Origin of the sequence: Streptomyces sp. CB01249 (genome assembly GCF_001905735.1) — a bacterium.
Taxonomy (GTDB): Bacteria; Actinomycetota; Actinomycetes; order Streptomycetales; family Streptomycetaceae; genus Streptomyces.
The window spans coordinates 842,516-865,532 of record NZ_LISW01000003.1; the positions used below are offsets into that span (position 1 = coordinate 842,516).

Consider the following 23,017-nt stretch of genomic DNA (forward strand, 5'->3'; position numbering starts at 1 on the left):
CGCGTCTTTCCCGCCCGCACGCCGTGCCCCCGCCTGCCCGCCTCCCGTCGAAAGCGATCGTGGTGAGCCAGACAACAGCCCCGGCCCCGGTGGACAGCCCGCCGCCCCTCTCCCCGCCCGTGTACGGCTCCGGCGAGCTCGCCGCGCTCGCCGAGCGCCACGGGCTGACCGTGAGCGGCGCGCGGCCGTCGCTGCGCGCGTACGTACGTCAGCTGTGGGGGCGACGGCACTTCATCACGGCCTTCGCCACGGCCAGGCTGACCGCCCAGTACAGCCAGGCGAAGCTGGGCCAGGTCTGGCAGCTCATGACCCCGCTGCTCAACGCGACGGTCTACTACTTCATCTTCGGCATCCTGATGAAGACGAAGCACGGCGTGCCGGACTTCGTGCCGTTCCTGGTCACGGGCGTCTTCATCTGGACCTTCACCAGTTCCTCGATCACCGCCGGCACGCGGGCGATCAGCGGCAACATCGGCCTCGTACGGGCGCTGCACTTCCCGCGCGCCTCGCTGCCGATCGCGCTCGCCCTGCAACAGCTCCAGCAGCTGCTGTTCTCGCTGGGGGCGCTGGTCCTGATCCTGCTGGCCTTCGGGCAGTACCCGCAGCCGACCTGGCTGCTCGCGGTGCCCGCGCTGGCCCTCCAGGCCGTGTTCAACACCGGCCTCTCGATGGTCATGGCCCGCCTCGCCGCGCGCACCCCGGACATCGCCCAGCTCACCCCGTTCGTGCTGCGCACCTGGATGTACGCGTCGGGCGTGATGTGGAGCATGGACACGATGCTGAGCGGCGACCGGGTGCCGGAGTGGGTGAAGCTCGCGCTCGAACTGAATCCGGCGGCCGTCTTCATCGATCTGGTGCGCTTCGCGCTCATTGACAGCTTCGGCGCGAACCAGCTGCCCCCGCACGTCTGGGCGGTCGCGGCCGGCTGGGCCCTGGTGTGCGGCGTGGGCGGCTTCGTCTACTTCTGGAAGGCCGAGGAGAGTTACGGACGTGGCTGATTCCCTGATCCCGACGGTCGTCGTGGACGACGTCCACATCACGTACAAGGTCGACGGCGCCCGCACCGGCCGGGGCAGCGCCACCTCCGCGCTGAGCCGGATCGCCTCGCGCCGGCAGGCCCCGGGGGTGCGCGAGGTGCACGCCGTCAGGGGCGTCAGCTTCGCCGCGTACAAGGGGGAGGCGATCGGGCTGATCGGCTCCAACGGCTCGGGCAAGTCGACCCTGCTGAAGGCGATCGCGGGTCTGCTCCCCGCCTCGAAGGGCCGCGTCCACACCCACGGCCAGCCCTCGCTGCTCGGCGTCAACGCCGCGCTGATGGGCGACCTGACCGGCGAGCGCAACGTGGTGCTGGGCGGCCTCGCGATGGGCATGACGCGGGCGGAGATCCGGGAGCGCTACGACGAGATCGTGGACTTCTCCGGCATCAACGAGAAGGGCGACTTCATCACCCTGCCGATGCGCACGTACTCCTCCGGCATGGGCGCCCGCCTCCGCTTCTCGATCGCCGCCGCGAAGAACCACGATGTCCTGCTGATCGACGAGGCCCTCTCCACGGGCGACGCCCGCTTCCAGCAACGCAGCAAGGCCCGCATCCTCGAACTGCGCGAACAGGCCGGCACGGTGTTCCTGGTGAGCCACCACAACAAGTCCATCACCGAAACCTGCGACCGAGCCCTGTGGCTGGAGTCCGGCACCCTCCGCATGGACGGCCCGGCGAAGGAAGTCATGGCGGAGTACGAACGCTTCACGAAGAAGCGATAAGCAAAAAGATGCCCTCAATCGCCGGGCGGGCTCAATAAAGCCTGCCCGGCCAAAATCAAGCCCGCCCGGCGATTGAGGGCATCTTTTGAGCCCGTCCGGCGATTGAGGACAAAGGGCAGGCGGCGGCCACGAACCCGCAGCCGCCACCCACCCGCGGCGCAGCCTAGGCGTGCGTACGCAGCAACGTCCGCATCGTCCGCATGGCCACCGACAGATTCGCCAGATCAAACGCGTCCGACCCCTGGATCTCCTCCAGCGTCGACCGCGACCGGGCCAGAATCGCCGCGTTCTTGTCCTCCCACGCCTCGAACCGCTCCTGCGGCGACGACGCCCCGTCGCCCACGGCCAGCACATCGGCCGTCAGCGCCGCATGCGCCGCGTACAGGTCCTCGCGGATCGACGCCCGCGCCATCGACTGCCAGCGGTCCGCCCGCGGCAGCTCGATGATCCGGTCCATCAGCTGCGTGATCCCCAGCCGGTCCGCGAGGTCGTAGTACACCTCCGCGACGGCCAGCGGCTCCTTGCCCGTACGGTCCGCGATCGCCACGATGTCGAGCGTGGGGAAGGCGGAGGAGAAGCCCGCGACGCGCTGCGCCAGCTCGTCCGGGACGCCCGCCTCGGTCAGCTCGTCCAGGATGCCCTGGTACCACTCCTGGTCGGCGCCCTTCAGCATCTTCGGCAGCGCCGCCCAGACCTGCTCGACGCCGTCGCGGAAGAAGTCGACCGTCTCGGAGATCGCCAGCGGCTGCGGCCGGTTGCCCAGCAGCCAGCGCGAACCGCGCTCGACCAGCCGCCGCGAGTGCAGCCGGATCCGGGTCTGGACATCGGCGGCGACCTTGTTGTCGAGGGCTTCCACCGCGTCCCAGACCTCGCCGAGCCCGAAGATCTCCCGCGCCGCGAACTGCGCGCGCACGATCTCCTCGATGGAGGCCCCGGTCTCCTCCCGCAGCCGGTGCAGGAAGGTCGAACCGCCACTGTTGACCGTGTCGTTGACCAGCACCGTGGTGATGATCTCGCGCCGCAGGGCGTGCCCGTCGACCGCCTCGGGGTAGCGCGTGCGCAGCTGCTCCGGGAAGTAGGCGTGCAGCAGCTTCTGGAGGTGCGGGTCGTCCGGCAGGCTGGTCCCGATCAGCTCCTGCGCCGCCGTGATCTTGGTGTAGGCGAGCAGCACGGCCAGCTCGGGCTGCGTGAGCCCCTTGCCGGCGTTCAGCAGCTCGCGGATCTGCCGGTCGTTGGGCAGGAATTCCAGCGCCCGGTCGAGGTAGCCGTCGCGCCCGAGCCGCCGCATGAAGCGCTGCTGGGCGTGGAGCAGGGAGGGCGCCTGCGCGACCGAGTTGGCCAGGGCCGTGTTCTGCGCGTAGTTGTTGCGCAGCACCAGGTGCCCGATCTCGTCGGTCATCTCGGCGAGCAGCTTGTTGCGCTGCTTGACGGTCATGTCGCCGTCCCGCACCAGCCCGTTGAGCAGGATCTTGATGTTGACCTCGTGGTCGGAGGTGTCAACCCCGGCGCTGTTGTCGATCGCGTCGGTGTTGATCCGGCCGCCGTCGCGGGCGAACTCGATGCGCCCGAGCTGGGTGGCGCCGAGGTTGCCGCCCTCCCCGACGACCTTGGCGCGCAGGTCGGCGCCGTTGACGCGGATCGCGTCGTTGCCCTTGTCGCCGACGTCCGCGTTCGACTCGGCGGTGGACTTGATGTACGTGCCGATGCCGCCGTTCCACAGGAGGTCGACGGGGGCCTTGAGAACGGCCTGCATCAGCTCGGCGGGCGTCATCTTGGTGACCCCGGCCTCGATGCCCAGCGCCTCGCGGATGTGGGCGTTGACCGGGATGGACTTGGCGCTGCGCGGGTGGACGCCGCCGCCCGCGGAGATCAGGTCCTTGTCGTAGTCGGCCCAGGAGCTGCGCGGCAGGTCGAAGAGGCGGCGCCGCTCGGCGTAGGAGGTGGCGGCGTCCGGGTTCGGGTCGATGAAGATGTGCCGGTGGTCGAACGCGGCGACGAGCCTGATGTGCTCGGAGAGCAGCATGCCGTTGCCGAACACGTCGCCGGACATGTCACCGACGCCGACGACCGTGAAGTCCTCGGTCTGGGTGTCGTGGCCGAGCTCGCGGAAGTGCCGCTTGACGGACTCCCAGGCGCCCCGGGCGGTGATGCCCATGCCCTTGTGGTCGTAACCCGCCGAACCGCCGGAGGCGAACGCGTCCCCGAGCCAGAAGCCGTACGCGACGGCGACCTCGTTGGCGATGTCGGAGAACTTCGCGGTGCCCTTGTCGGCGGCGACGACCAGGTACGTGTCGTCCTCGTCGTGCCGGACGACGTCCTTGGGCGGGACGACCTCGCCGGCCACCATGTTGTCGGTGATGTCGAGGAGCGCCGAGATGAAGGTGCGGTAGGCGGCGATGCCCTCGGCCATCCAGGCGTCCCGGTCGGACGGGTCGGGCAGCTGCTTGGCGACGAAGCCGCCCTTAGCGCCGACCGGCACGATGACGGTGTTCTTCACCATCTGCGCCTTGACCAGGCCCAGGATCTCCGTACGGAAGTCCTCGCGCCGGTCCGACCAGCGCAGGCCACCGCGGGCGACCTTGCCGAAGCGCAGGTGGACGCCCTCGACGCGCGGCGAGTAGACCCAGATCTCGAACGCCGGGCGGGGCGCGGGCAGGTCCGGGATGGACTGCGGGTCGAACTTCATCGAGACGTACGCGTGCGGCTCGCCGTCGTCCGCGTGCTGGAAGAAGTTGGTGCGCAGGGTGGCCTTGATGACGGTGAGGAAGGAGCGCAGGATGCGGTCCTCATCGAGCGAGGCGACCTGGTCGAGGGCCCCGTCGAGCTCTTCGAGGAGCCCGTCGGTCAGCTCCGTGCCCGCGCTCTGGCGGCCCGGCGACATCCGGGCCTCGAAGAGCGAGACGAGCAGCCGGGTGGTGTGGACGTTGTTCTGGAGGGTGGACTCCATGTAGTCCTGGCTGAACGTGGAACCGGCCTGGCGCAGGTACTTCGCGTAGGCGCGCAGCACCATGGCCTGGCGCCAGTCGAGCCCCGCGCTCAGCACCAGCGCGTTGAAGCCGTCGTTCTCCGCCTCGCCGGTCCACACGGCGGCGAAGGCGTCCTGGAAGCGCTCGCGCGCCCCGTCGGCCAGGTAGCCGCCGTTGGCGGTGGCCTGCGGCATCCGCAGCCCGAAGTCGTAGATCCAGGCATGCGTACGGTCGGCGCAGCGCAGCTCGTACGGGCGCTCGTCCACGACCTCGACGCCGAGCCGCTGGAGGGCGGGCAGCACCGCGGAGAGCGAGACCTGCTCACCGGTGCGGTAGATCTTGAAGCGGCGCTCGCCGGGGGCGGCGCCGACCGGCTCGTACAGGCTGAGCGAGAAGTCCCGCTCGTTCTCCTTGAGCGCTTCGAGGTGGACGAGGTCGGCGACGGCGGCGCGCGCCGAGTGGTCGGCCTTGTAGCCCTCGGGGAAGGAGTGCCCGTACTGGCGGAGCAGTTCGGCGGCGCGCTCCTCGCCGCACTCGGCGTTCAGCGCCTCCTGGAAGCCGTCGGCCCAGGAGCGGGCGGCCTCGACGAGGCGGGCCTCGATGCGGTCGGTCTCGGCGTCGGTGAGGCTGGGCAGCTCGCTGCCGGGCGCGACGCGGACGACGAAGTGGAGCCGGGAGAGGATCGATTCGGTGTTCCAGGCCGTGAAGTCGACGCTGGTGCCGTTCAGTTCCTCCTTGAGGATGTCGATCAGCCGCAGCCGCACCCCGGTGGTGTAGCGGTCGCGCGGCAGGTAGACGATCGCGGAGTAGTAGCGGCCGTACTCGTCCTGGCGCAGGTAGAGGCGCAGCCGGCGCCGCTCCTGGAGGTAGAGCACCGAGGTGACGATGGAGCGCAGCTGGTCGACGGGGGTCTGGAACAGCTCGTCGCGGGGGTAGGTCTCCAGGATCTGGAGCAGGTCGCGGCCGTCGTGGCTGTTGGGCGTGAACCCGGCGCCCTCCAGCACCTCGGCGACCTTGCGGCGGATGACGGGGACCCGGCGCACGGACTCGGTGTAGGCGGCGGACGAGAAGAGGCCGAGGAAGCGGCGCTCACCGATGACGTTGCCGTCGGCGTCGAACTTCTTCACGCCGACGTAATCGAGGTAGCTGGGGCGGTGCACGGTCGCCCGGCTGTTGGCCTTGGTCAGGACGAGGAGCTTGTGCTCGCGGGCCTTGGCCCGGGCGTCGGCGGGCAGCCGGTCGAAGGACGGGCTGACGGGGTGCGCCTCGTCCTCGGTGTGGTGCGGGTCGGAGCGCAGGATGCCGAGTCCGGTGCCGGGGACGGCGGCCAGCGAGTCGGTGTCCCGCAGCTCGTACTCGCGGTAGCCGAGGAAGGTGAAGTGGTCGGCGGCGAGCCAGCGCAGCAGCTCCCGGGCCTCGTTGATCTCGTCGTCGGCGAGGTCGTCCAGCGGCTCGCCGGGCAGGTCGTCGGCGATCCGGAGCGCCGCGCCCCGCATCTTCTCCCAGTCCTCGACGGTCTCCCGTACGTCGGACAGGACGCGCAGCAGGTCCTGCTGGATCTGCTTGAGGTCCGCGCGGTCGGTCTCGCGGTCGATCTCGACGTGGATCCAGGACTCGACCAGCGCGTCGTGCGGCAGGCCCGCCTTGGCGTCCTTGGGGCCCTTGCCGCCGTCCCGGCGGGTGCCGTCGGTCAGGACCTCGACCAGCTTGCCGGTCACGTCGCGGCGGACGACGACCTGCGGGTGGATCACGACGTGGATGCCGCGGCCCTGGCGGGAGAGCTCGTTGGTGACGGAGTCGACCAGGAACGGCATGTCGTCGGTGACGACCTCGACCACGGAGTGGCTGCAGGTCCAGCCGTTCTCCTCGACGGTCGGGGTGTGCACCCGGACGTTCGCCTTGCCCTGGGGGCGCTCCTCGGCCAGCCGGTAGTGGGAGGAGGCGGCACCGAAGACGTCGATCGGGTCCCGGCCCACGATGTCCTCGGGGGCGGTGTGCAGGTAGTAGCGCTGGAGGTAGGAGAGCAGGACGTCCTGGCGGGAGTGCTCCTGCCCGGCCCCCGAGCCGTCGGCCCCGGCGGACGCGACGTGCACCCGGGGGGCACCGTCCGGCCCGCCGACACCACCGCCCGGGCTGTTGTCAGCTACCTTGGCGGCCCGTGCGAGCAGCTCGGCCTTGGCTTCGTCCAGCTTGGTCTGCATGTCCTCTGGCTCCTGTCGCGCGCCGTTGCGTGACGTAGGTGAAAAGGTCGGCGTAACGCCACGACGCGGGGTTTCCGGTCGAGGTCGACGCTATGCCGCGATGAGAGACCGCCGGGACCGTATCGGCCGTTTCCAGTGGCCGGTCCGGGCGGGAGGGATCAGCCGAGGCAGCCCGGGCACGGTGGCGCTCCGGGCGCGGGCCGGGGGCTTCACTGCCCCCGAGGCATATCGCGCTGATCACGGCACCAGGCTATCTCGCCCGCACCGGTGACCGTCACGATCCGGATGTGTACAAAAGAAGCCCACGAAATTTGACACTCTGGACAGCGCGAACGTGTCGTCCGAGACCCTCGTCCGGCTACCGGGTCAGCTGCTCGGCGAGGGCGATCGCCTCGGTCAACGTGTCCACGACGGGGACACCGGCCTTCTCCAGGCTGGCACGGCTGTGCGAACCGCCCGTGTAGAGGACGGCCTTGGCACCGGCGTGCGCGGCGGCCACGGCGTCGTCCACCGCGTCACCTATGACGACCGTGTGCTGCGGGGATATCCCGTCCATGGCCGCGAGGTGCCGCCGCATGTACTCCGACTTGCTGCCGCCGGACGGACCGGTGCGCCCGTCCACGCGGACGAAGTGCCGCTCGATGCCGAATCCGCGCACGACGGGGACGAGCTCCTCGTGCCGGTACATGCTCATGATCGACTGGCTGCGCCCGGTCAGCTGCCACCCGGCCAGCAGCTCGGCGGCCCCGGCGGTGAGCCCGCAGGCGTCGCGCTGCTCGGTGTAGTGGCGGTGGAAGATCCCGTCCATCCGCTCCCACTCGGCGTCGGTGGGGAGGCGCCCCATCAGCCGCTCGTAGAACCGGGGTATCGGGATGCAGTACATCTCCCGGTACTGCTCCACGGTGATCGGCGCCAGGCCGACCTCCCCGAACGCGGCGTTGGTCGCGCCGACGACGGCGGTGTTGTCGTCGAGCAGCGTGCCGTTCCAGTCCCAGACCAGATGCGTGCGGTGGTGTTCCCCCGGTGCGATCCCCATGCCGGAAACGGTACTCGCCTCCACTGACAACGCCCTCGCCTACCCGATCAGGCCGGGGATCTCCTGCACCCCGAACCACAGCAGCTCGTGGTCCTCGGCGCCGTCGACGGTGAACTGCGCGTCGTCGTCCCCGAGGTCCGCCGCCCCGAGCGCGGCCGCGGCGGCCGTGACGTCCTGGTCCGCGTCGTCGGAGTCGACGTGCACCGCGGCGGCCTTGGCCAGCGGCACGGCGGAGGCGATCGTGACCTCGCCGAGCGAGGAGGCGTCCAGGATGTGGTCCGGGTCGGCGACGGCGGCCCCGTCCGGCACGTCGACGGCGACGACGACGCGGCGCCGGGCGGCCTGCGGGTCCCCGGCGATCAGGCGCAGCGAGGCGGAGGCGGCCCGGTTGAGCGCCGCGTACTCCAGCTCCTCGATGTCGTCGGAGACGTACCACTCGCGCAGCGCCGGGGTGACGGCGTAGGCGGTGAGCGGACCGGGCCCCAGCTCACCGGCCCGGTGCGCGGCGGCGAGCCCGGCGAGGGTCAGGGGTACGTACACGCGCATGGCTCGGCCGCTTTCGTAGTCGGAGACGCCCTCAGGATACGTGCGACGTCCCCCTTTGGGGTTACGCGTATCCCCCGCCCCCCGTCCACCTCACGCCGCCCACTCACCCTGCCCGCCCCGGCCCCCGCTCGCCCCATCGCCCGCCCGCCACCCGGACAGGTGAATCCCACCGCACCCCGCCTCCCCTCCCCAACACTTGCGACAAATCCGACTCCCCCGTAGAAGATCACCAACAGAAGTTACCGCTCGGTAAAACCGGGCCTCTGGAGCACGGGGGCGACAGATGACCACGAACAGGACCCGGCCCGCAGGCCGCAAGGACACCCGCAGGCCCGAAGCCGTACCCGCCCAGCGCCACCGCGTCCCGAGGCGCATGCGCCCCCACCACTGGTTCGCGGAACGCCTGCTCGCGGTCCTGAGCGGCCAGCGCCCGGTCCACTGGATGCTGGGCCACACGATCGGCGACGCCTACGACCAGCTGGCCGAACTGGCCCCCACGACACCCCTGCGCACCCGAGGCACCCGCCCGGTCATCCGCATGTGCCGAGGCGCCCAGCCGGCCCCCGGCGTAGTGGAGGCCTGCGCCAGCATCGCCGCGGGCGAGGAGGTCCGGGCCATGGCCTTCCGCCTGGAACAGGGCGCAGACCTGCGCTGGCGCTGCGCGGCGGTGGAACTGGGCAACACACCGATGCGAACCCGGTGAGCGGACGAGCCGGGCACTCACGGGGCCCGCCGGGGCGGAGGGGGCGCCTCAAAGGGGCCAGGGGCCCCAAAAGGGGCGAGGGGGGCCCAGCCGGACCAGGAAGCCCAGGAAAGCCCGTACAGAGCCGCACAGGCCCCGTGCGGGCCGCTACATCCAGCCCCGCCGGCGTTTGAGGCGCGGGGCCCGGGGCAGAGCCCCGCAACCCACCCCCGCCGCCCCCAGCCCCTCCGGCGCTTGAGGAGCGGGGTCCGGGGCAGCGCCCCGGTTTCGGGAAGGGGCGGGTAGGGGAACACGCCCGCCGCAGGCGCACCCCACCCGCACCGCCACCCCACCCCAAACACGGCTGGGCCGGACACCACCCGGTGCCCGGCCCAGCCAACCCACAACGTCAGCGCAAGCTACTTCTTACGCCGCCGCCCCCCAGAAGACTTCTGCGCCTTACGCCGCTCCGCCCGAGTAAGCCCGTCCGACTCCGACCCGGCACCGACCCCGGCCCCGTCCCCGTTCGCGAAGTCGCCCTCGACGACCCCGCCCTCCCCGTCAACCGTGGGAGCGGAGAAGTGCAGCCGGTCCGGCCGCTGCGGAGCGTCCAGCCCCTTCGCCCGGATCTCCGGCCGCGAGGCCGGCACCGCGTCCTCCTTGGACAGCGAGGTCGCCGCGTCCTCGACCGGCACCTCCTCGACCTGCTGCTCGACCTGGACCTCCAGGTTGAACAGGTAGCCGACGGACTCCTCCTTGATGCCCTCCATCATGGCGTTGAACATGTCGAAGCCCTCGCGCTGGTACTCGACCAGCGGGTCCTTCTGGGCCATGGCCCGCAGGCCGATGCCCTCCTGGAGGTAGTCCATCTCGTAGAGGTGCTCACGCCACTTGCGGTCCAGGACGGACAGCACCACACGCCGCTCCAGCTCACGCATGATCTCGGAGCCGAGCGTCTTCTCCCGCTCGTCGTACTGCTCGTGGATGTCTTCCTTGACCGACTCGGCGATGAACTCCGCCGTGACCCCGGCCAGATCCCCGGCGGTCTCCTCCAGCTCGGCGACGGTGACCTTCACCGGGTAGAGCTGCTTGAACGCGCCCCACAGCCGGTCGAGGTCCCACTCCTCGGCAAAGCCCTCCGCCGTCTCCTGGCGGATGTAGTCGTCGATGGTGTCGTCCATGAAGTGGCGGATCTGCTCCTGCAGGTCCTCGCCCTCCAGGACCCGGCGCCGCTCGCCGTAGATGACCTCACGCTGCCGGTTGAGCACCTCGTCGTACTTCAGGACGTTCTTACGCGTCTCGAAGTTCTGCTGCTCGACCTGCGACTGCGCGGACGCGATGGCCCGCGTCACCATCTTGTTCTCGATCGGCACATCGTCGGGCACGTTGGCCATCGACATGACGCGCTCGACCATCTGCGCCTTGAACAGCCGCATCAGGTCGTCGCCGAGCGACAGGTAGAAGCGGGACTCGCCCGGGTCGCCCTGACGGCCGGAACGACCGCGCAGCTGGTTGTCGATTCGGCGCGACTCGTGCCGCTCGGTGCCCAGCACGTAGAGCCCGCCGAGGTCCTTGACCTCCTCGAACTCCGCCCGCACCGACTCCTCGGCCTTCTCCAGCGCGGCGGGAAGGGCGGCGGCCCACTCCTCGACGTGCTCGACGGGGTCGAGCCCGCGCTGCCGCAGCTCCGCCTCGGCGAGGTCGTCCGGGTTGCCACCGAGCTTGATGTCGGTGCCTCGTCCGGCCATGTTCGTCGCGACGGTCACCGCGCCCTTGCGGCCGGCCTGGGCGACGATCGTCGCCTCCCGGTCGTGCTGCTTGGCGTTGAGCACCTCGTGCTGGACACCGCGCTTGGAGAGCTGCTGCGAGAGGTACTCCGACTTCTCGACGGAGGTGGTGCCGACGAGGATCGGCTGCCCCTTCTCGTGCTTCTCCGCGATGTCGTCCACGACGGCGGCGAACTTCGCGACCTCGGTGCGGTAGATCAGGTCCGACTGGTCGACGCGCTGCATCGGCCGGTTCGTCGGGATCGGCACCACGCCGAGCTTGTAGATCTGGTGGAACTCGGCGGCCTCGGTCATCGCCGTACCGGTCATGCCGGAGAGCTTGTTGTAGAGGCGGAAGAAGTTCTGCAGGGTGATCGTGGCGAGCGTCTGGTTCTCGTCCTTGATGTCCACCCCTTCCTTCGCCTCGATCGCCTGGTGCATGCCCTCGTTGTAGCGGCGGCCGGCGAGGATACGGCCGGTGTGCTCGTCAACGATCATGACTTCGCCGTCGATGACGACGTAGTCCTTGTCCTTCTTGAAGAGTTCCTTGGCCTTGATGGCGTTGTTGAGGTACCCGACGAGGGGGGTGTTCACCGACTCGTACAGGTTCTCGATGCCGAGCCAGTCCTCGACCTTGGAGACACCGGACTCGTGGATCGCCACGGTCCGCTTCTTCTCGTCGACCTCGTAGTCGCCGGTCTCCTCGATGCCCTTGAGCGGGTTGCCCGCCTCGCCCTTGGTGAGGCGCGTGACCAGCTTGGCGAAGTCGCCGTACCACTTGGTGGCCTGGTCGGCGGGACCGGAGATGATCAGCGGCGTACGGGCCTCGTCGACGAGGATCGAGTCGACCTCGTCCACGATCGCGAAGTTGTGGCCGCGCTGGACCAGCTCCTCCTTCGACCACGCCATGTTGTCGCGGAGGTAGTCGAACCCGAACTCGTTGTTCGTGCCGTACGTGATGTCGCAGGCGTACTGCTCGCGGCGCTGGGCCGGAGTCATGTTCGCGATGATGCAGCCGACGTCGAGGCCGAGGAACTTGTGGACCCGGCCCATCATCTCGGAGTCACGCGAGGCCAGGTAGTCGTTCACCGTGATCAGGTGGACGCCGTCGCCGGACAGGGCGTTCAGATACGCGGGCAGCGTGCCGACGAGGGTCTTGCCCTCACCGGTCTTCATCTCGGCCACGTAGCCGAGGTGCAGCGCGGCGCCGCCCATGATCTGGACGTCGTAGTGGCGCTGGCCGAGGACGCGCTTGGCCGCCTCGCGGACGGTGGCGAACGCCTCGGGAAGCAGGTCGTCCAGGCTCTCGCCGTCCGCGTACCGTTCCTTGTACTCGTCGGTGAGCGCCCGCAGCTCGGCGTCGGAGAGGTTGACGAAGTCCTCTTCGATGGAGCTGACCTGGTCCGCGATGCGGTGCAGTTTGCGCAGGATCTTGCCTTCGCCTGCACGCATGAGCTTGTTGAAGACGGACACTGAGGCTGGTCTCCTTGCCGGTCGGGCCTGGGCACGGGTCGTGTGATGGACGCTGGCACGGGCACGGCAGGTGGGCCCCACCGCAACGGTCATCGTAAGCGAGGACCCCGCCGCGCCGGGAGGGCTGCCACCGCGTTCTCCCCGCGGTGCCCTTCAGAGTCAACGGACGAAGGGCACCGAAGGTGCCGGGGAATCACGAAAAGTACTCGCGCCCTCACCGGCACCTCACCAGAATCCCTTCATGGAACCCTTGGAACCGATCACCCTCACCACCGACCGCCTGCTGCTGCGCCCCTTCACCCCCGACGACACCGACGCGGTGTACGAGGAGTGCCAGGACCCGGAGATCCAGCGCTGGACGGTCGTCCCCTCGCCGTACGCCCGTTCCGACGCGGAGTTCTTCACCGAGCGGATGTGCCCCGAGGGCTGGCGGGACGGCTCCATGTACAACTTCGCCGTGCGGACCCGTGAGGACGGTGCCCTGGCGGGCGCGCTCGGCGTCAACCGCCGCACCCTCTCGGGCACGTACGAGATCGGTTTCTGGACCGCGAAGGAGCGGCGCGGCCGCGGCTACATGACCGAGGCCGTCCTGTGCGCCGCCCGCTGGGCCTTCACCGCGCTGGGCTGCGACCGGCTGGAGTGGCGTGCGGAGATCGGCAACGCCCCGTCGCGAGCCGTCGCGCTGCGCGCTGGCTTCCGCATGGAGGGCGAGCAGCGCTCGGGCCTGCTCAACAAGGGCGTACGCCGCGATACGTGGGTGGGCGCGCTGCTCCCCGCGGACCTGGGTCTGCCGGGCACCGCCCCGTACGTTCCGGCGGGCGGTGTCAGTGCCGCCCCCTAGAGTGCGGAGCATGACGTCTGTGCAGCCACCCGCAGTCGAACTCTCCGCCGACCAGGCCCGCAGAATTGCCCTGCGGGCCCAGGGCTTCCTGGGCGCACCGGACCGCCGGTCGGGCGCGCGCGGGGTGCTGCGCCACCTCGGCGCCGTACAGCTGGACACGATCTCGGTGCTGGCCCGCTCGCACGAGCTGATCCCGTACGCGCGCCTGGGCGCGATCGGGCGGCGCACGGTCGAGGAGGCGTACTGGTCGGGCGGCCGCGCCTTCGAGTACTGGTCGCACGCGGCGTGCATCCTGCCCGTCGAGGAGTGGCCACACTTCGCGTTCCGCCGCCGCGCCTACCGCGCCCGGCCGCAGTGGTCCCACGACCTGCCGGACGGCGCGTACGACACCGTCATCAAGCAGTTGACCGCCGAGGGCCCGCTGACGGCGACGGAGCTGGGCGGCGCGAAGAACGGCGGGGAGTGGTGGGACTGGTCCGCCTCGAAGGTCGCCGTCGAGCGGGCCCTGATGTACGGCGAGGTGGTGTGCACCGAGCGGCGCGGCTGGAAGCGGGTCTACGACCTCGCGGAGCGCGCCCTGCCCGACACCGTGTTCCACGACGACCTGGACGACGCGGAGTGCCTGCGCCGCCTCGTCGCGCTCGCCGGGCAGTCGCTGGGCGTGGGCACCCGGGCGGACATCGCCGACTACCACCGCCTCAAGGGCGAGCAGTTCGACGCCGTGGTGGCGGACTCTGGGCTGGTGCCGGTGACTGTGGAGGGCTGGTCGAAGCCGGCCTGGGCGGACCCGGCGGCGCTGGCCTCCGAGCCCCGGGGCCGGCACCGGACGACGCTGCTGTCGCCGTTCGACTCACTGGTCTGGGAGCGGGCGCGGACCGAGCGGATCTTCGGCTTCACCCACCGCCTCGAGGCGTACGTGCCCAAGCAGAAGCGGATCCACGGCTACTTCGCGATGCCGCTGCTGGCGGGCGGGAAGCTTCAGGGCCGGGTCGACCCGGCCCGCGAGGGGACCACGCTGATCGCCCGGCAGGTGTCCCTGGCGGGCGCGAAGGCCGTGGCACCGATGGCTCAGGCCCTGGTGGAGGCGGCTTCCTGGGTCGGCTGCACGGACGTCCGGCTGGAGCGGGTGGAGGCTTCGGAGCTGCGCGGGCCGCTCGCGGCGGAGATCGCCCGGCTGCTGGCCTGACCGCGCCCGGTGCACCGGCCGTCGCGCCGGTTCACCGGATCTCCAGGATCTTCTCCCGCATCGCGTAGACGACCGCTTCCATCCGGGAGTGGAGCTGGAGCTTCTCCAGAATGTTGCGGACATGGTTCTTCACGGTGTTCTCGGAAATGAACAGTTGCTTCGCGATATCGCGATTGTTCATGCCGGTCGCGACCAGTTTGAGGACTTCCAGTTCCCGTTCGGTCAGCCGGGGCGCCGGTACCAGCCGGCGTTCATCGGTGCGCTGGATCATCGACTTGAACTCGGTGAGCAGTTTCGACGCCATGGACGGGCTGATCTGCGACTGCCCGTCGGCGACCGCGCGAATCGCGGTGGACACCTCGTCCGTGGAGATCTCCTTGAGGAGATATCCCGTGGCGCCGGCCTTGATCGCCTCGTAGAGATCGGCTTCCTCGTCGCTGATCGTCAGCATGATGATCTTCGCGCTGGGGGCCACTTCCTTGATCGACGTGCAGGCCTCGATTCCACCGCGCCGGGGCATCCGCACATCCATCAGCACGATGTCCGGGAGCAGGTCGGCCGCCTTGTCGACCGCCTCGGCGCCGTCCCCGGCCTCGCCGACGACCTCGATGTCCTCCTCGTGCGCGAGGACGATCTCCAGCCCTCTGCGGAAGAGCGCGTGGTCGTCCACCACCAGGACCCGGATCGGCTCCTTGCGGTAGCCGCCGTCCCGGTCCGCACCGCCGAGGTCGCGTGCGGGATCGTCGGCATCACTCGCGTCGCGCACGGGCCCGAAGGTGTCCGCCATCGTTCCTCCCCCTGAAGGCCACGGCCTGAAATTCACGAACGGTCCGCCAACGGCAGTTCACAGAGCACCGATTGGCTTGGGCCGCCATGATTTCATGCCGGGACGGCAGTGCGGTGATGACTTGGCGACAGACGGGTGCCCCTGGGGGCGTACGGACGCTCCAGGGGCACCACTCGATGGTGGCGTCAGCCGCCGAGCGCGCCGCCCGCGCCGCCCGCCTCGTCGGCGGCCAGCGGGTCGGTCCTCAGGTGGATGACACCGTAGTCGTAGGCGTGTCGCCGGTAGACGACACTGGGTTCCTTCGTCTCGTTGTCCACGAACAGATAGAAGTCGTGTCCGACCAGTTCCATCTCGTAGAGGGCCTGGTCGAGCGACATGGGCGCCGCGACGTGCGTCTTCTCGCGCATCACCAGCGGACCTTCGCCCTGCACCTCGAGCGAACCGATCCTGGTGGTGGGTACGGGCTGTGCCGTCTCGTCGGGAATCAGCTCGCCGTCACCGTTGAAGGATGCCGCGTCCGGCACCATCTCTCCGACCTCGGCAGCGGGAATGCGCCCCGAACCCCGGCGGCTGTAGCGCTTGTCGTGCTGCTTGCGCAGCCGGGCCTCCAGCTTGCCGGTGGCCAGGTCCAGCGCTGCGTACGGGTCGCCTGCGGCCGCTTCTGCCCTGATGACCGGTCCACGCGAGCGGAGCGTGATCTCCACCCGGTCGGAGCGGTCTGCCTGACGAGGGTTCGGCTCCTTGGACACCTCCACGTCGAGGCTGATCACCTTGCCGTCGAACTTCTGGATCTTGTCCAGCTTCAGCTTCTCGGCCACGTGCTTGCGGAACCGCTCGGGCACCTCGGTCTTGCGGCCCTTGACGACGATGTCCACGCAGAACTCCGTTCCCGGATCGCTCCGCTCGGCGGCGGAGCATCTCCCTTTTGCACCTGGTCCCGGTGATGGCCGGGACCGCGGACTCGGTGACTTCCACCTCCTCCTCCCCAGCCGGAGGGGTTTCCACCCCACCGGATTTCCGGTTTCCGAACCACTGGTGGGTCGCCTGCCCGAAACCTGGTGGTGCATTCGTCGAGGGCCGGCATTCACCATTCCTCACAACCGAACATAGCCTGCTCGGACGGTTGTCGGCACCCGCTACTCGCACGTACCTCCGTTCAGGTCTTTTTACCCACTCACTACCTGCAACGATGCAAGTTCAGTTCCAGTTCCGGTTTATTTCCCGGCCGGCGGGACATGCTGCGTCGAAGGCCAAAGGGGACGCCGCGACCACGGCCGCGTCGCGCACGCGGAAGCCAGCGCGCCCGCAGGCCGCACCGATCGCCCGGGCCGCCTCGGCCAGCGTGGCTCCCGTGGTCAGCAGGTCGTCCACCAGCACCACCCTTCCGGCGGCGAGCAGCCGCCCACCCCCGGGCGCCACGTCCAGCGCCCCGGCCAGGTTGGCCCCGCGCTCCGCCGCGGTCAGGCCCGACTGGTCGGCCACCGCCCGCCGCTGCCGCAGCACCGCGGCGACGGTCGCCGGAACGCCCGTCCTCCGCAGCTGGACGGCCGCCGCCAGCGCGATCCGGCGCGCCGGATCATGTCCGCGCGCCGCCACCGCCCGGCGCGCGGAAGGCACCGGTACGAGCAGCAGCGGCCGCCCGTCCGGATCCCGCCCGGCTCCGGCCCGTACCGCACCCGCCAGCGCCCGGCCGAGCGGGCGCGCCATCGCGAGCACACCGCGCTCCTTGTGGGCGAGCAGCACCGCCCGCACCGCGCCCTCGTATCCGGCGGCGGCATGCACCACGGGCAGCCCGGGCGGCTCCGGCGAGGGCCGCACCCGGCGCGGCGCTCCGCCGTACAGCCGCGCGACGCACACCTCGCACAGCTCCGTCCGCGCCCTGCCGCAGCCACCGCAGGCCACCGGAAGGACGAGCCCGCTGATCTCGCGCCACCACCCCCGCACACCTCAACTGTGCGCCTCCCGGAGCCGGCGGGCCACCCCTGTGGAAAACCCGGGAGGGCGGCGGTGTCAGCCCGGGTAGACCAGCGCCGAGCCCTCCTTGAGGACCGTCTGCCAGTTGTCGCCGGGGAGCAGCTTCACTATCCCGTCGCCGAAGGTGTCCGCCATCAGCGGCAGCTGCTCGTCGTCGGCGGCGGCGATGGCCAGCACCTGGTTCACCCCGGGCAGGACGCCCGAGGAGGGCGTCGAGCCGTCCGCCTGCACGTAGCGGACCTGCTGTACGCCGCCCTGTTCCTTGCCGACGACCACGAGGCGGCTGCGGCCTGACCAGGACACCGCCGTCACGTCCGCGAGCTGCGGGGCCGCCTGACGCAGGTCGACCACGGAGACCTGGTCGTCCTCCTGCGGGCCGAGCCGCTCGATCCTGCCGATCTTCAGCGTCGTGTGGCCGTCCTTCGTCAGCAGCAGCGCTATGCGCACCCCGTCCGAGGAGAGCCGCAGCCCGGCGATCCGGCTGCCGCCCAGGCTCGGCACGGTCACTTCCTGCGGCTTGCCCGTGCCGTGGGGCAGCCTCAGCAGCCTGGAGTCCGCCGGGTCGCGGTCGGCGACCCAGAGGTCGCCCCGGCCGTCCCAGCTGGGCGCCGTCAGCCGGTCCGCGGGGTCGGCCGCCTTGCTCGTCAGGGCCGGTACGGGGAGCTCGCCGTCCGCGGCGATGGAGGTCACGTAGAGCGACTCGTTGTGCTGGGAGAGCGCCGCGGCCGACTGCTCGTCCCGGGCCACGCCGACCGCGCTCACCTTCAGCGCGCCGTCGCCGAACGGACCGGCCACCGGCTCCGGCTCACCGCTGCCCCTGGTGCTGCCCGGGATGCGCTCCACCCGGCCCTTGGCATCCACGAAGTACTGGCTGTCGGGTCCGCCCGAGGAGCCGTCGGGGGCGTACGCCTCGGCCTGGTCCGCGTCGAGCACGCACAGCGGCGAACCGTCGGAACGCTGCAGCTCCACCTGCTCCACCCGTGCGGAGGTCAGGTCCCGGAGGGTGAAGAGGACCTGCGAGGCCATCATCCGGCAGTCCCGCTGCCCGGCCCCGTCCGCGTTCTTGTTGAGCGGGACCTTCAGAACGTTGCGGTCGTCGGGCGTCAGGGAGACGACGCTCTTCCCGAGGCCCGTCCCCTTGGGGAAGCGCGAGGCGACGACGGGCCGCAGCCAGTCGGTCGGGCCCCGCAGAAGACTGCGGACCGCCTGCGTCACCGTGTCCATACCGGTCGCCGGGTCGGTCCGGTTGCGGAGGTAGACGGGGTCGGCGACGAGCGGGGCGTCCGCGTCGGACCCCCCGGTCGCGAAGTAGTACTTATTGACCGAGCGGTACAGCCGCTTGAAGTCGGACTGGCCGAGCACCAGGCCGTCCGGCACGGAGTCGATGCGCCATTCCTTGCCCTCCGGCGTCTTCTCCCGCACCAGGTGGAGCGTGCGGGAGTAGTCCGTGGGGACGAGCGGCTGGTACGCGTTCTGCTCGTCGACCGTCGCCACCTGCTCCCCGGTCAGGGTGTAGGTGACCTCGGTCGTGGAGCGGTCGTGGTCGTGGACCGGACGGTCGCTCCGGTTCGGCGCCTTGGCCAGCACGGTGGTCTCCGCGCTCGGCTTCCACCGGCGCGACGCCTCCTTGGTGAGGTACTTGCGCGTCGTCCGGAAGTCGGAGTCGTCGCTGGTCATCGACTCCAGGAAGCCGTCCACCACCTCATTCGGGGTGGCGCCGTCGCGTGGGGCGACCGCGTACACCTGCACCTGGGAGTCGCCGGGCTGCGAGGCGTCGACGGCCTTGATGTCCCCGGACACGGGCATCGAGCCGCAGGCCGACAGCACGAGCGCACCGCACCCGACCAGCACGGTCACCCCCACCACGCGCCCACGGCCGCCCTGACGGCGGTCAGTCATCACGGATCGTGTCCTCCCGCCCCGGTTCGCGCCCCGGAGAGTCGTTGTGACCGGTCTGCCGCTCCTCCGAGGGACGCGGCACCACCCGTGCCCCGTTGCCCGGCAGGGCAGCCGGGTGCACCGACGCGGGCGCGGTCCTGGCCGGCACGGCCGCCCGGCCGGGCAGCGGGGCACGGCCCGTACCGGCGTGCTGCGAGGGCACGGCCAGCAGCCGGTGCCCGCCGCCCGGGCCGGTGTTCGTACCGGAGGTTCCCGTGGCGGAGGCGTCCTCGGCCCGCTCCCGGCTCTCCCGGTTGCGCCGCGAGTCCTCCGGCTCCAGCGGTATCGGCGAGCCCCGCAGCGGCTCGTCCGCCGTACGCGGCAGCGTCAGCCGGAACTGCGAACCGCCGCCGGGCTCGCCCCACGCCTGGAGCCAGCCGCCGTGCAGCCGGGCGTCCTCCACCGCGATGGAGAGGCCGAGACCGGTGCCGCCGGTGGTCCGGGCCCGGGCCGGGTCGGCCCGCCAGAAGCGGTTGAAGACCCGGGTCGCCTCGCCGGGCTTCAGCCCCACTCCGTAGTCCCGGACGGCGACGGCGACCGCTCCGCCGGCCGCGCCCAGGCGCACGACCACGTCGCGCCCCTCCCCGTGCTCGACGGCGTTGACGACGAGGTTGCGCAGGACGCGCTCGACGCGCCGCGCGTCGGCCTCGGCGATCACCGGCTGCTCGTCGCCGACGACCCGGATCCGGGTGCCCTTGCGCTCGGCGAGCGGCTCGGCGCCGCCGATCACCCGGCGCACCACCTGTCGCAGGTCTATCGGCTCCGCTTCCAGCGCGGCGGCGCCGGCGTCGAAGCGGCTGATCTCGAGCAGGTCCGAGAGCAGCGACTCGAAGCGGTCGAGCTGATCGCCCAGCAGCTCGGCGGACCGGGCCGTGATGGGGTCGAAGTCGACCCGCGCCTCGTGGATGACGTCGGCGGCCATCCGTACCGTCGTCAGCGGCGTACGCAGCTCGTGCGAGACGTCCGAGACGAACCGCCGCTGCATCCGGGACAGCTCCTCCAACTGCTGGATCTTCAGCTGGAGGCTCTGCGCCATCTTGTTGAAGGCCTCGCCGAGCCGGGCAATGTCGTCCTCGCCGGTGACCTTCATCCGTTCCTGGAGCCGCCCGGCGGAGAGCCGTTCGGCGATGCCCGCGGCCATGCGTACGGGGGTGACGACCTGGCGCACCACGAACCAGGCGATGGCGCCCAGCAGCACCACCACGAACAGGCCGGCGGTCGCCAGCGTGCCCTTGACCAGGGTCAGGGACTTCTCCTCCTGCGTGAGCGGGAAGACGTAGTACAGCTGGTACGGGTCGCGGTCGATGTCGTAGAGGCGCTTGCCGACGATGAGACCGGGCTGGGACTCCTGCCCGTCCTCGTACTGGATCAGCACATACGTCTGGAAGGCGCCGGGGCCCTTGTTCACCGCGTCCCGCAGGCTCTGCGGAACGCTCGCCGCCTTGACGTTCCCCGAACCACGGGGCGCGCGCGCCCCCTCGTCGGCACTGAGCGCCACCACGTTGAAGGCGTTCTTGCCGCCACTGGCGAGCTGGTCGACCAGCTCGGTGCGCCAGGAGTTGTTCTCGGTCGTACCGTCCGCCCCGTCGTCGCCCTGGCCGGCGACGGGGGTGAGCGGCGCGTTGGCCTTCTCCTGGGCGGCCGCGAACCCGCCCGCGGCCTGTGTCTGGGCCGCCTTGCCCTTCGCGTCGAGCAGGCCGTTGCGCACCTGCCCGATCACGACGAGGCCGAGCAGCAGCACCACTCCGAGCGACATCAGCAGCGTGCCCGCGACGACCCGCAACTGGAGGTTGCGCCGCCACAGCCGCACGGCGGGCAGCAGCGGACGCCGCACCCAGCGCATCAGCAACCGCGGCAGCGGCCCGCCGGGCGCCCGGTCCTGGAACAACCGGCCGCCCTGCAGGAAGCGCTCGACGGGGGACGAGGTGTGCCCTGAACCGGCAGCCCGCTCCGCACGGACTCCCGGCTCCCCGGGCTTCGGAGCAGTGCTACCCAGGGACATGTCAGCTCGGTCCGGCCTTGTAACCGACGCCTCGGACGGTCACCACGATCTCCGGCCGCTCCGGGTCCTTCTCGACCTTGGAGCGGAGCCGCTGCACATGCACGTTGACCAGACGGGTGTCCGCCGCGTGCCGGTAACCCCAGACCTGTTCCAGGAGCACCTCACGGGTGAAGACCTGCCACGGCTTGCGCGCGAGCGCGACCAGCAGGTCGAACTCCAGCGGCGTCAGGGCGATGGACTGCCCGTCCCGCTTCACCGAGTGCCCGGCGACGTCTATGACCAGGTCCCCGATGGTCAGCTGCTCCGGGGCCGGCTCTTCGGACCTGCGCAGACGTGCCCTGATCCGGGCCACCAACTCCTTCGGTTTGAACGGCTTGACGATGTAGTCATCGGCCCCGGACTCCAGGCCCACCACCACGTCAACCGTGTCGCTCTTGGCAGTGAGCATGACGATCGGCACACCCGACTCGGCCCTGATCAGCCTGCAGACCTCGATGCCGTCCCTGCCGGGCAGCATGAGGTCGAGCAGGACCAGGTCCGGCTTCGCCTCTCGAAATGCAGCAAGTGCCTTGTCGCCGTCCGCTACGAACGACGGCTCGAAACCCTCACCACGCAGCACAATCCCGAGCATCTCGGCCAGTGCGGTGTCGTCGTCGACGACAAGGACGCGTCCCTTCATAAACGACATCATCCCATTAGCTAATCGTTACCTGCGATGATCTGGCACACAGCTCTGCCAGCCCGGCCCCCGTGACCGGCGAGATTACGCCTTCTTCCGTGACGATCGCCGTGACCAGCTCCGGCGGCGTGACATCGAAGGCGGGGTTGTACGACTGGGTCCCCACCGGGGCGACGAGCACTCCGCCCGTCTCCTCGTCCCCGACTCCGAACGGCGGGACTGTGAGCTCCGTCACTTCCCGACCGGAACGCTGCTCCACGGTGATGGACGCCCCGTCCGCCGTGAGCAGATCCACGGTCGTCGTCGGCGCCACCACGATGAACGGTACGTGGTGGTACTTGGCGAGCACCGCCAGCGGATAGCTCCCCACCTTGTTGGCCACCGACCCGTCCGCGGCGATGCGGTCCGCCCCGATCAGCACGGCGTCCACCTCCCCCGCGGCGAACAGCGACCCCGCCGCGTTGTCCGTGAGCAGGCTGTACGGCATGCCGTTGCGCGCCGCCTCGTACGCGGTCAGCCGGGCGCCCTGCAACAGCGGACGGGTCTCGTCCACCCACAGCCGCCTCAGCCGGCCCTCCCGGTGGGCCCCGAGCGCCACCGCGAACGCGGTGCCCTCACCCCCGGAGACGAGCGCCCCCGTGTTGCAGTGGGTCAGCAACCGGTGACCCCCGCCCGGAACCAGCTCGTCCAGCAGGGCGAGCCCGTGCCCGGCCATCCGCACGCTGGCCTCGGCGTCCTCCCGGTGCAGCGCCTTGGCCTCCGCCAGCGCGGCCGCCCCCGCCCGATCCTGACCGGCCCCCTTGTCGAGCGCCGCCCAGTACGCCGCAGCGGCCCGGCGCACGCCGTATCCCAGGTTCACGGCGGTGGGCCGCGCCCGCTCCAGGAGCCCGGTGGCCTCCGCCACGTCATAGCCCCGCACCGCGGCCAGAGCCACACCGTAGGCACCGGCGATCCCCAGCAGAGGCGCCCCACGCACGGCGAGGGTCCTGATCGCGTCCACCAGAGCCGGCACGTCGGTGCACACCAGCTCCGTCTCGTCCGCGGGCAGCCGCCTCTGGTCGAGGAGCACCAGCACGGGGCCCTCCGGAGGCTCGTCCCAGCAAATTGACGGTAGTCCGTTGGGCTCGCTGCCCATCGGCGATTGCGCGTCCTGATCAGCCATCCACCCAGTCTGCCCGG

The 23,017-nt window shown here is 70.6% G+C and carries 16 protein-coding genes; 5 read left to right on the forward strand and 11 right to left on the reverse strand.

The annotated features are described in order from the left end of the window. Nucleotides 1-59 precede the first annotated feature (59 nt). Both AMK18_RS19460 and AMK18_RS19465 read left to right on the forward strand, forming a co-directional pair. Complete coding sequence (locus AMK18_RS19460) at nt 60-998, forward strand: ABC transporter permease (RefSeq protein WP_073863711.1); 939 nt, start codon at nt 60-62, stop codon at nt 996-998. Further along, nucleotides 991-1,761, forward strand: coding sequence for an ABC transporter ATP-binding protein (locus tag AMK18_RS19465; protein WP_073863712.1), 771 nt, complete (start codon nt 991-993; stop codon nt 1,759-1,761). The genes AMK18_RS19460 and AMK18_RS19465 overlap by 8 nt, the downstream gene beginning before the upstream one ends. A gap of 163 nt (nt 1,762-1,924) precedes the next feature. On the opposite strand, the gene AMK18_RS19470 is transcribed toward AMK18_RS19465, so the two are convergent. From AMK18_RS19470 to AMK18_RS19480, 3 genes are all read right to left on the reverse strand, one after another. Next, a complete protein-coding gene (locus AMK18_RS19470; RefSeq protein ID WP_073863713.1) occupies nt 1,925-6,928 on the reverse strand; it encodes an NAD-glutamate dehydrogenase in 5,004 nt (1,667 codons plus the stop codon). A 358-nt stretch (nt 6,929-7,286) separates the two neighbouring features. Next, on the reverse strand, nt 7,287-7,964 hold the full coding sequence (locus tag AMK18_RS19475; RefSeq protein ID WP_018100817.1) for an HAD family hydrolase: 678 nt from the start codon (nt 7,962-7,964) through the stop codon (nt 7,287-7,289). 39 nt (nt 7,965-8,003) lie between these two features. After that, entirely contained in the window at nt 8,004-8,510 is a 507-nt protein-coding gene (locus tag AMK18_RS19480; RefSeq protein WP_073863714.1) for a DUF6912 family protein, read from the reverse strand. Between the two features lie 283 nt (nt 8,511-8,793). On the opposite strand from AMK18_RS19480, the gene AMK18_RS19485 reads away from it, so the two are divergent. Beyond that, on the forward strand, nt 8,794-9,213 hold the full coding sequence (locus AMK18_RS19485) for an Rv3235 family protein (RefSeq protein ID WP_018100819.1): 420 nt from the start codon (nt 8,794-8,796) through the stop codon (nt 9,211-9,213). Nucleotides 9,214-9,611: 398 nt separating this feature from the next. On the opposite strand, the gene secA is transcribed toward AMK18_RS19485, so the two are convergent. Beyond that, entirely contained in the window at nt 9,612-12,431 is a 2,820-nt protein-coding gene (gene secA, locus AMK18_RS19495; protein ID WP_018100820.1) for a preprotein translocase subunit SecA, read from the reverse strand. Nucleotides 12,432-12,681: 250 nt separating this feature from the next. On the opposite strand from secA, the gene AMK18_RS19500 reads away from it, so the two are divergent. Both AMK18_RS19500 and AMK18_RS19505 read left to right on the forward strand, forming a co-directional pair. Continuing rightward, the gene (locus AMK18_RS19500; RefSeq protein WP_073863716.1) at nt 12,682-13,272 is read left to right on the forward strand and encodes a GNAT family N-acetyltransferase; all 591 of its coding nucleotides are present in this window, start codon (nt 12,682-12,684) and stop codon (nt 13,270-13,272) included. 10 nt (nt 13,273-13,282) lie between these two features. Continuing rightward, nucleotides 13,283-14,458, forward strand: a complete 1,176-nt coding sequence (locus AMK18_RS19505; protein ID WP_073863717.1) for a winged helix-turn-helix domain-containing protein — start codon at nt 13,283-13,285, stop codon at nt 14,456-14,458. A gap of 31 nt (nt 14,459-14,489) precedes the next feature. Here the strand turns inward: AMK18_RS19505 and AMK18_RS19510 are convergent, their stop codons facing one another. The 7 genes from AMK18_RS19510 to mtnA all read right to left on the reverse strand — a co-directional run bounded on the left by AMK18_RS19510 (nt 14,490) and on the right by mtnA (nt 23,000). Then, a complete protein-coding gene (locus AMK18_RS19510) occupies nt 14,490-15,245 on the reverse strand; it encodes a response regulator (protein ID WP_018100823.1) in 756 nt (251 codons plus the stop codon). 185 nt (nt 15,246-15,430) lie between these two features. Next, the gene (hpf, locus tag AMK18_RS19515; RefSeq protein ID WP_018100824.1) at nt 15,431-16,120 is read right to left on the reverse strand and encodes a ribosome hibernation-promoting factor, HPF/YfiA family; all 690 of its coding nucleotides are present in this window, start codon (nt 16,118-16,120) and stop codon (nt 15,431-15,433) included. 322 nt (nt 16,121-16,442) lie between these two features. Beyond that, nucleotides 16,443-17,189 carry a ComF family protein gene (locus AMK18_RS19520; protein WP_073863718.1) on the reverse strand — a complete coding sequence of 249 codons (747 nt, stop codon included), beginning with the start codon at nt 17,187-17,189 and terminating at the stop codon, nt 16,443-16,445. Nucleotides 17,190-17,255: 66 nt separating this feature from the next. Next, on the reverse strand, nt 17,256-19,118 hold the full coding sequence (locus AMK18_RS19525) for an LpqB family beta-propeller domain-containing protein (RefSeq protein ID WP_073863719.1): 1,863 nt from the start codon (nt 19,116-19,118) through the stop codon (nt 17,256-17,258). Further along, nucleotides 19,111-21,159 (reverse strand): MtrAB system histidine kinase MtrB, encoded by a 2,049-nt coding sequence (mtrB, locus tag AMK18_RS19530; RefSeq protein ID WP_198957036.1) that lies wholly within the window; start codon nt 21,157-21,159, stop codon nt 19,111-19,113. Before mtrB ends, AMK18_RS19525 begins: the two co-directional genes overlap by 8 nt. Before the next feature lies 1 nt (nt 21,160). Further along, nucleotides 21,161-21,850, reverse strand: a complete 690-nt coding sequence (gene mtrA / locus AMK18_RS19535; RefSeq protein WP_005316841.1) for a two-component system response regulator MtrA — start codon at nt 21,848-21,850, stop codon at nt 21,161-21,163. 4 nt (nt 21,851-21,854) lie between these two features. Continuing rightward, nucleotides 21,855-23,000 carry an S-methyl-5-thioribose-1-phosphate isomerase gene (mtnA, locus tag AMK18_RS19540; protein ID WP_073863721.1) on the reverse strand — a complete coding sequence of 382 codons (1,146 nt, stop codon included), beginning with the start codon at nt 22,998-23,000 and terminating at the stop codon, nt 21,855-21,857. Nucleotides 23,001-23,017: the final 17 nt, after the last annotated feature.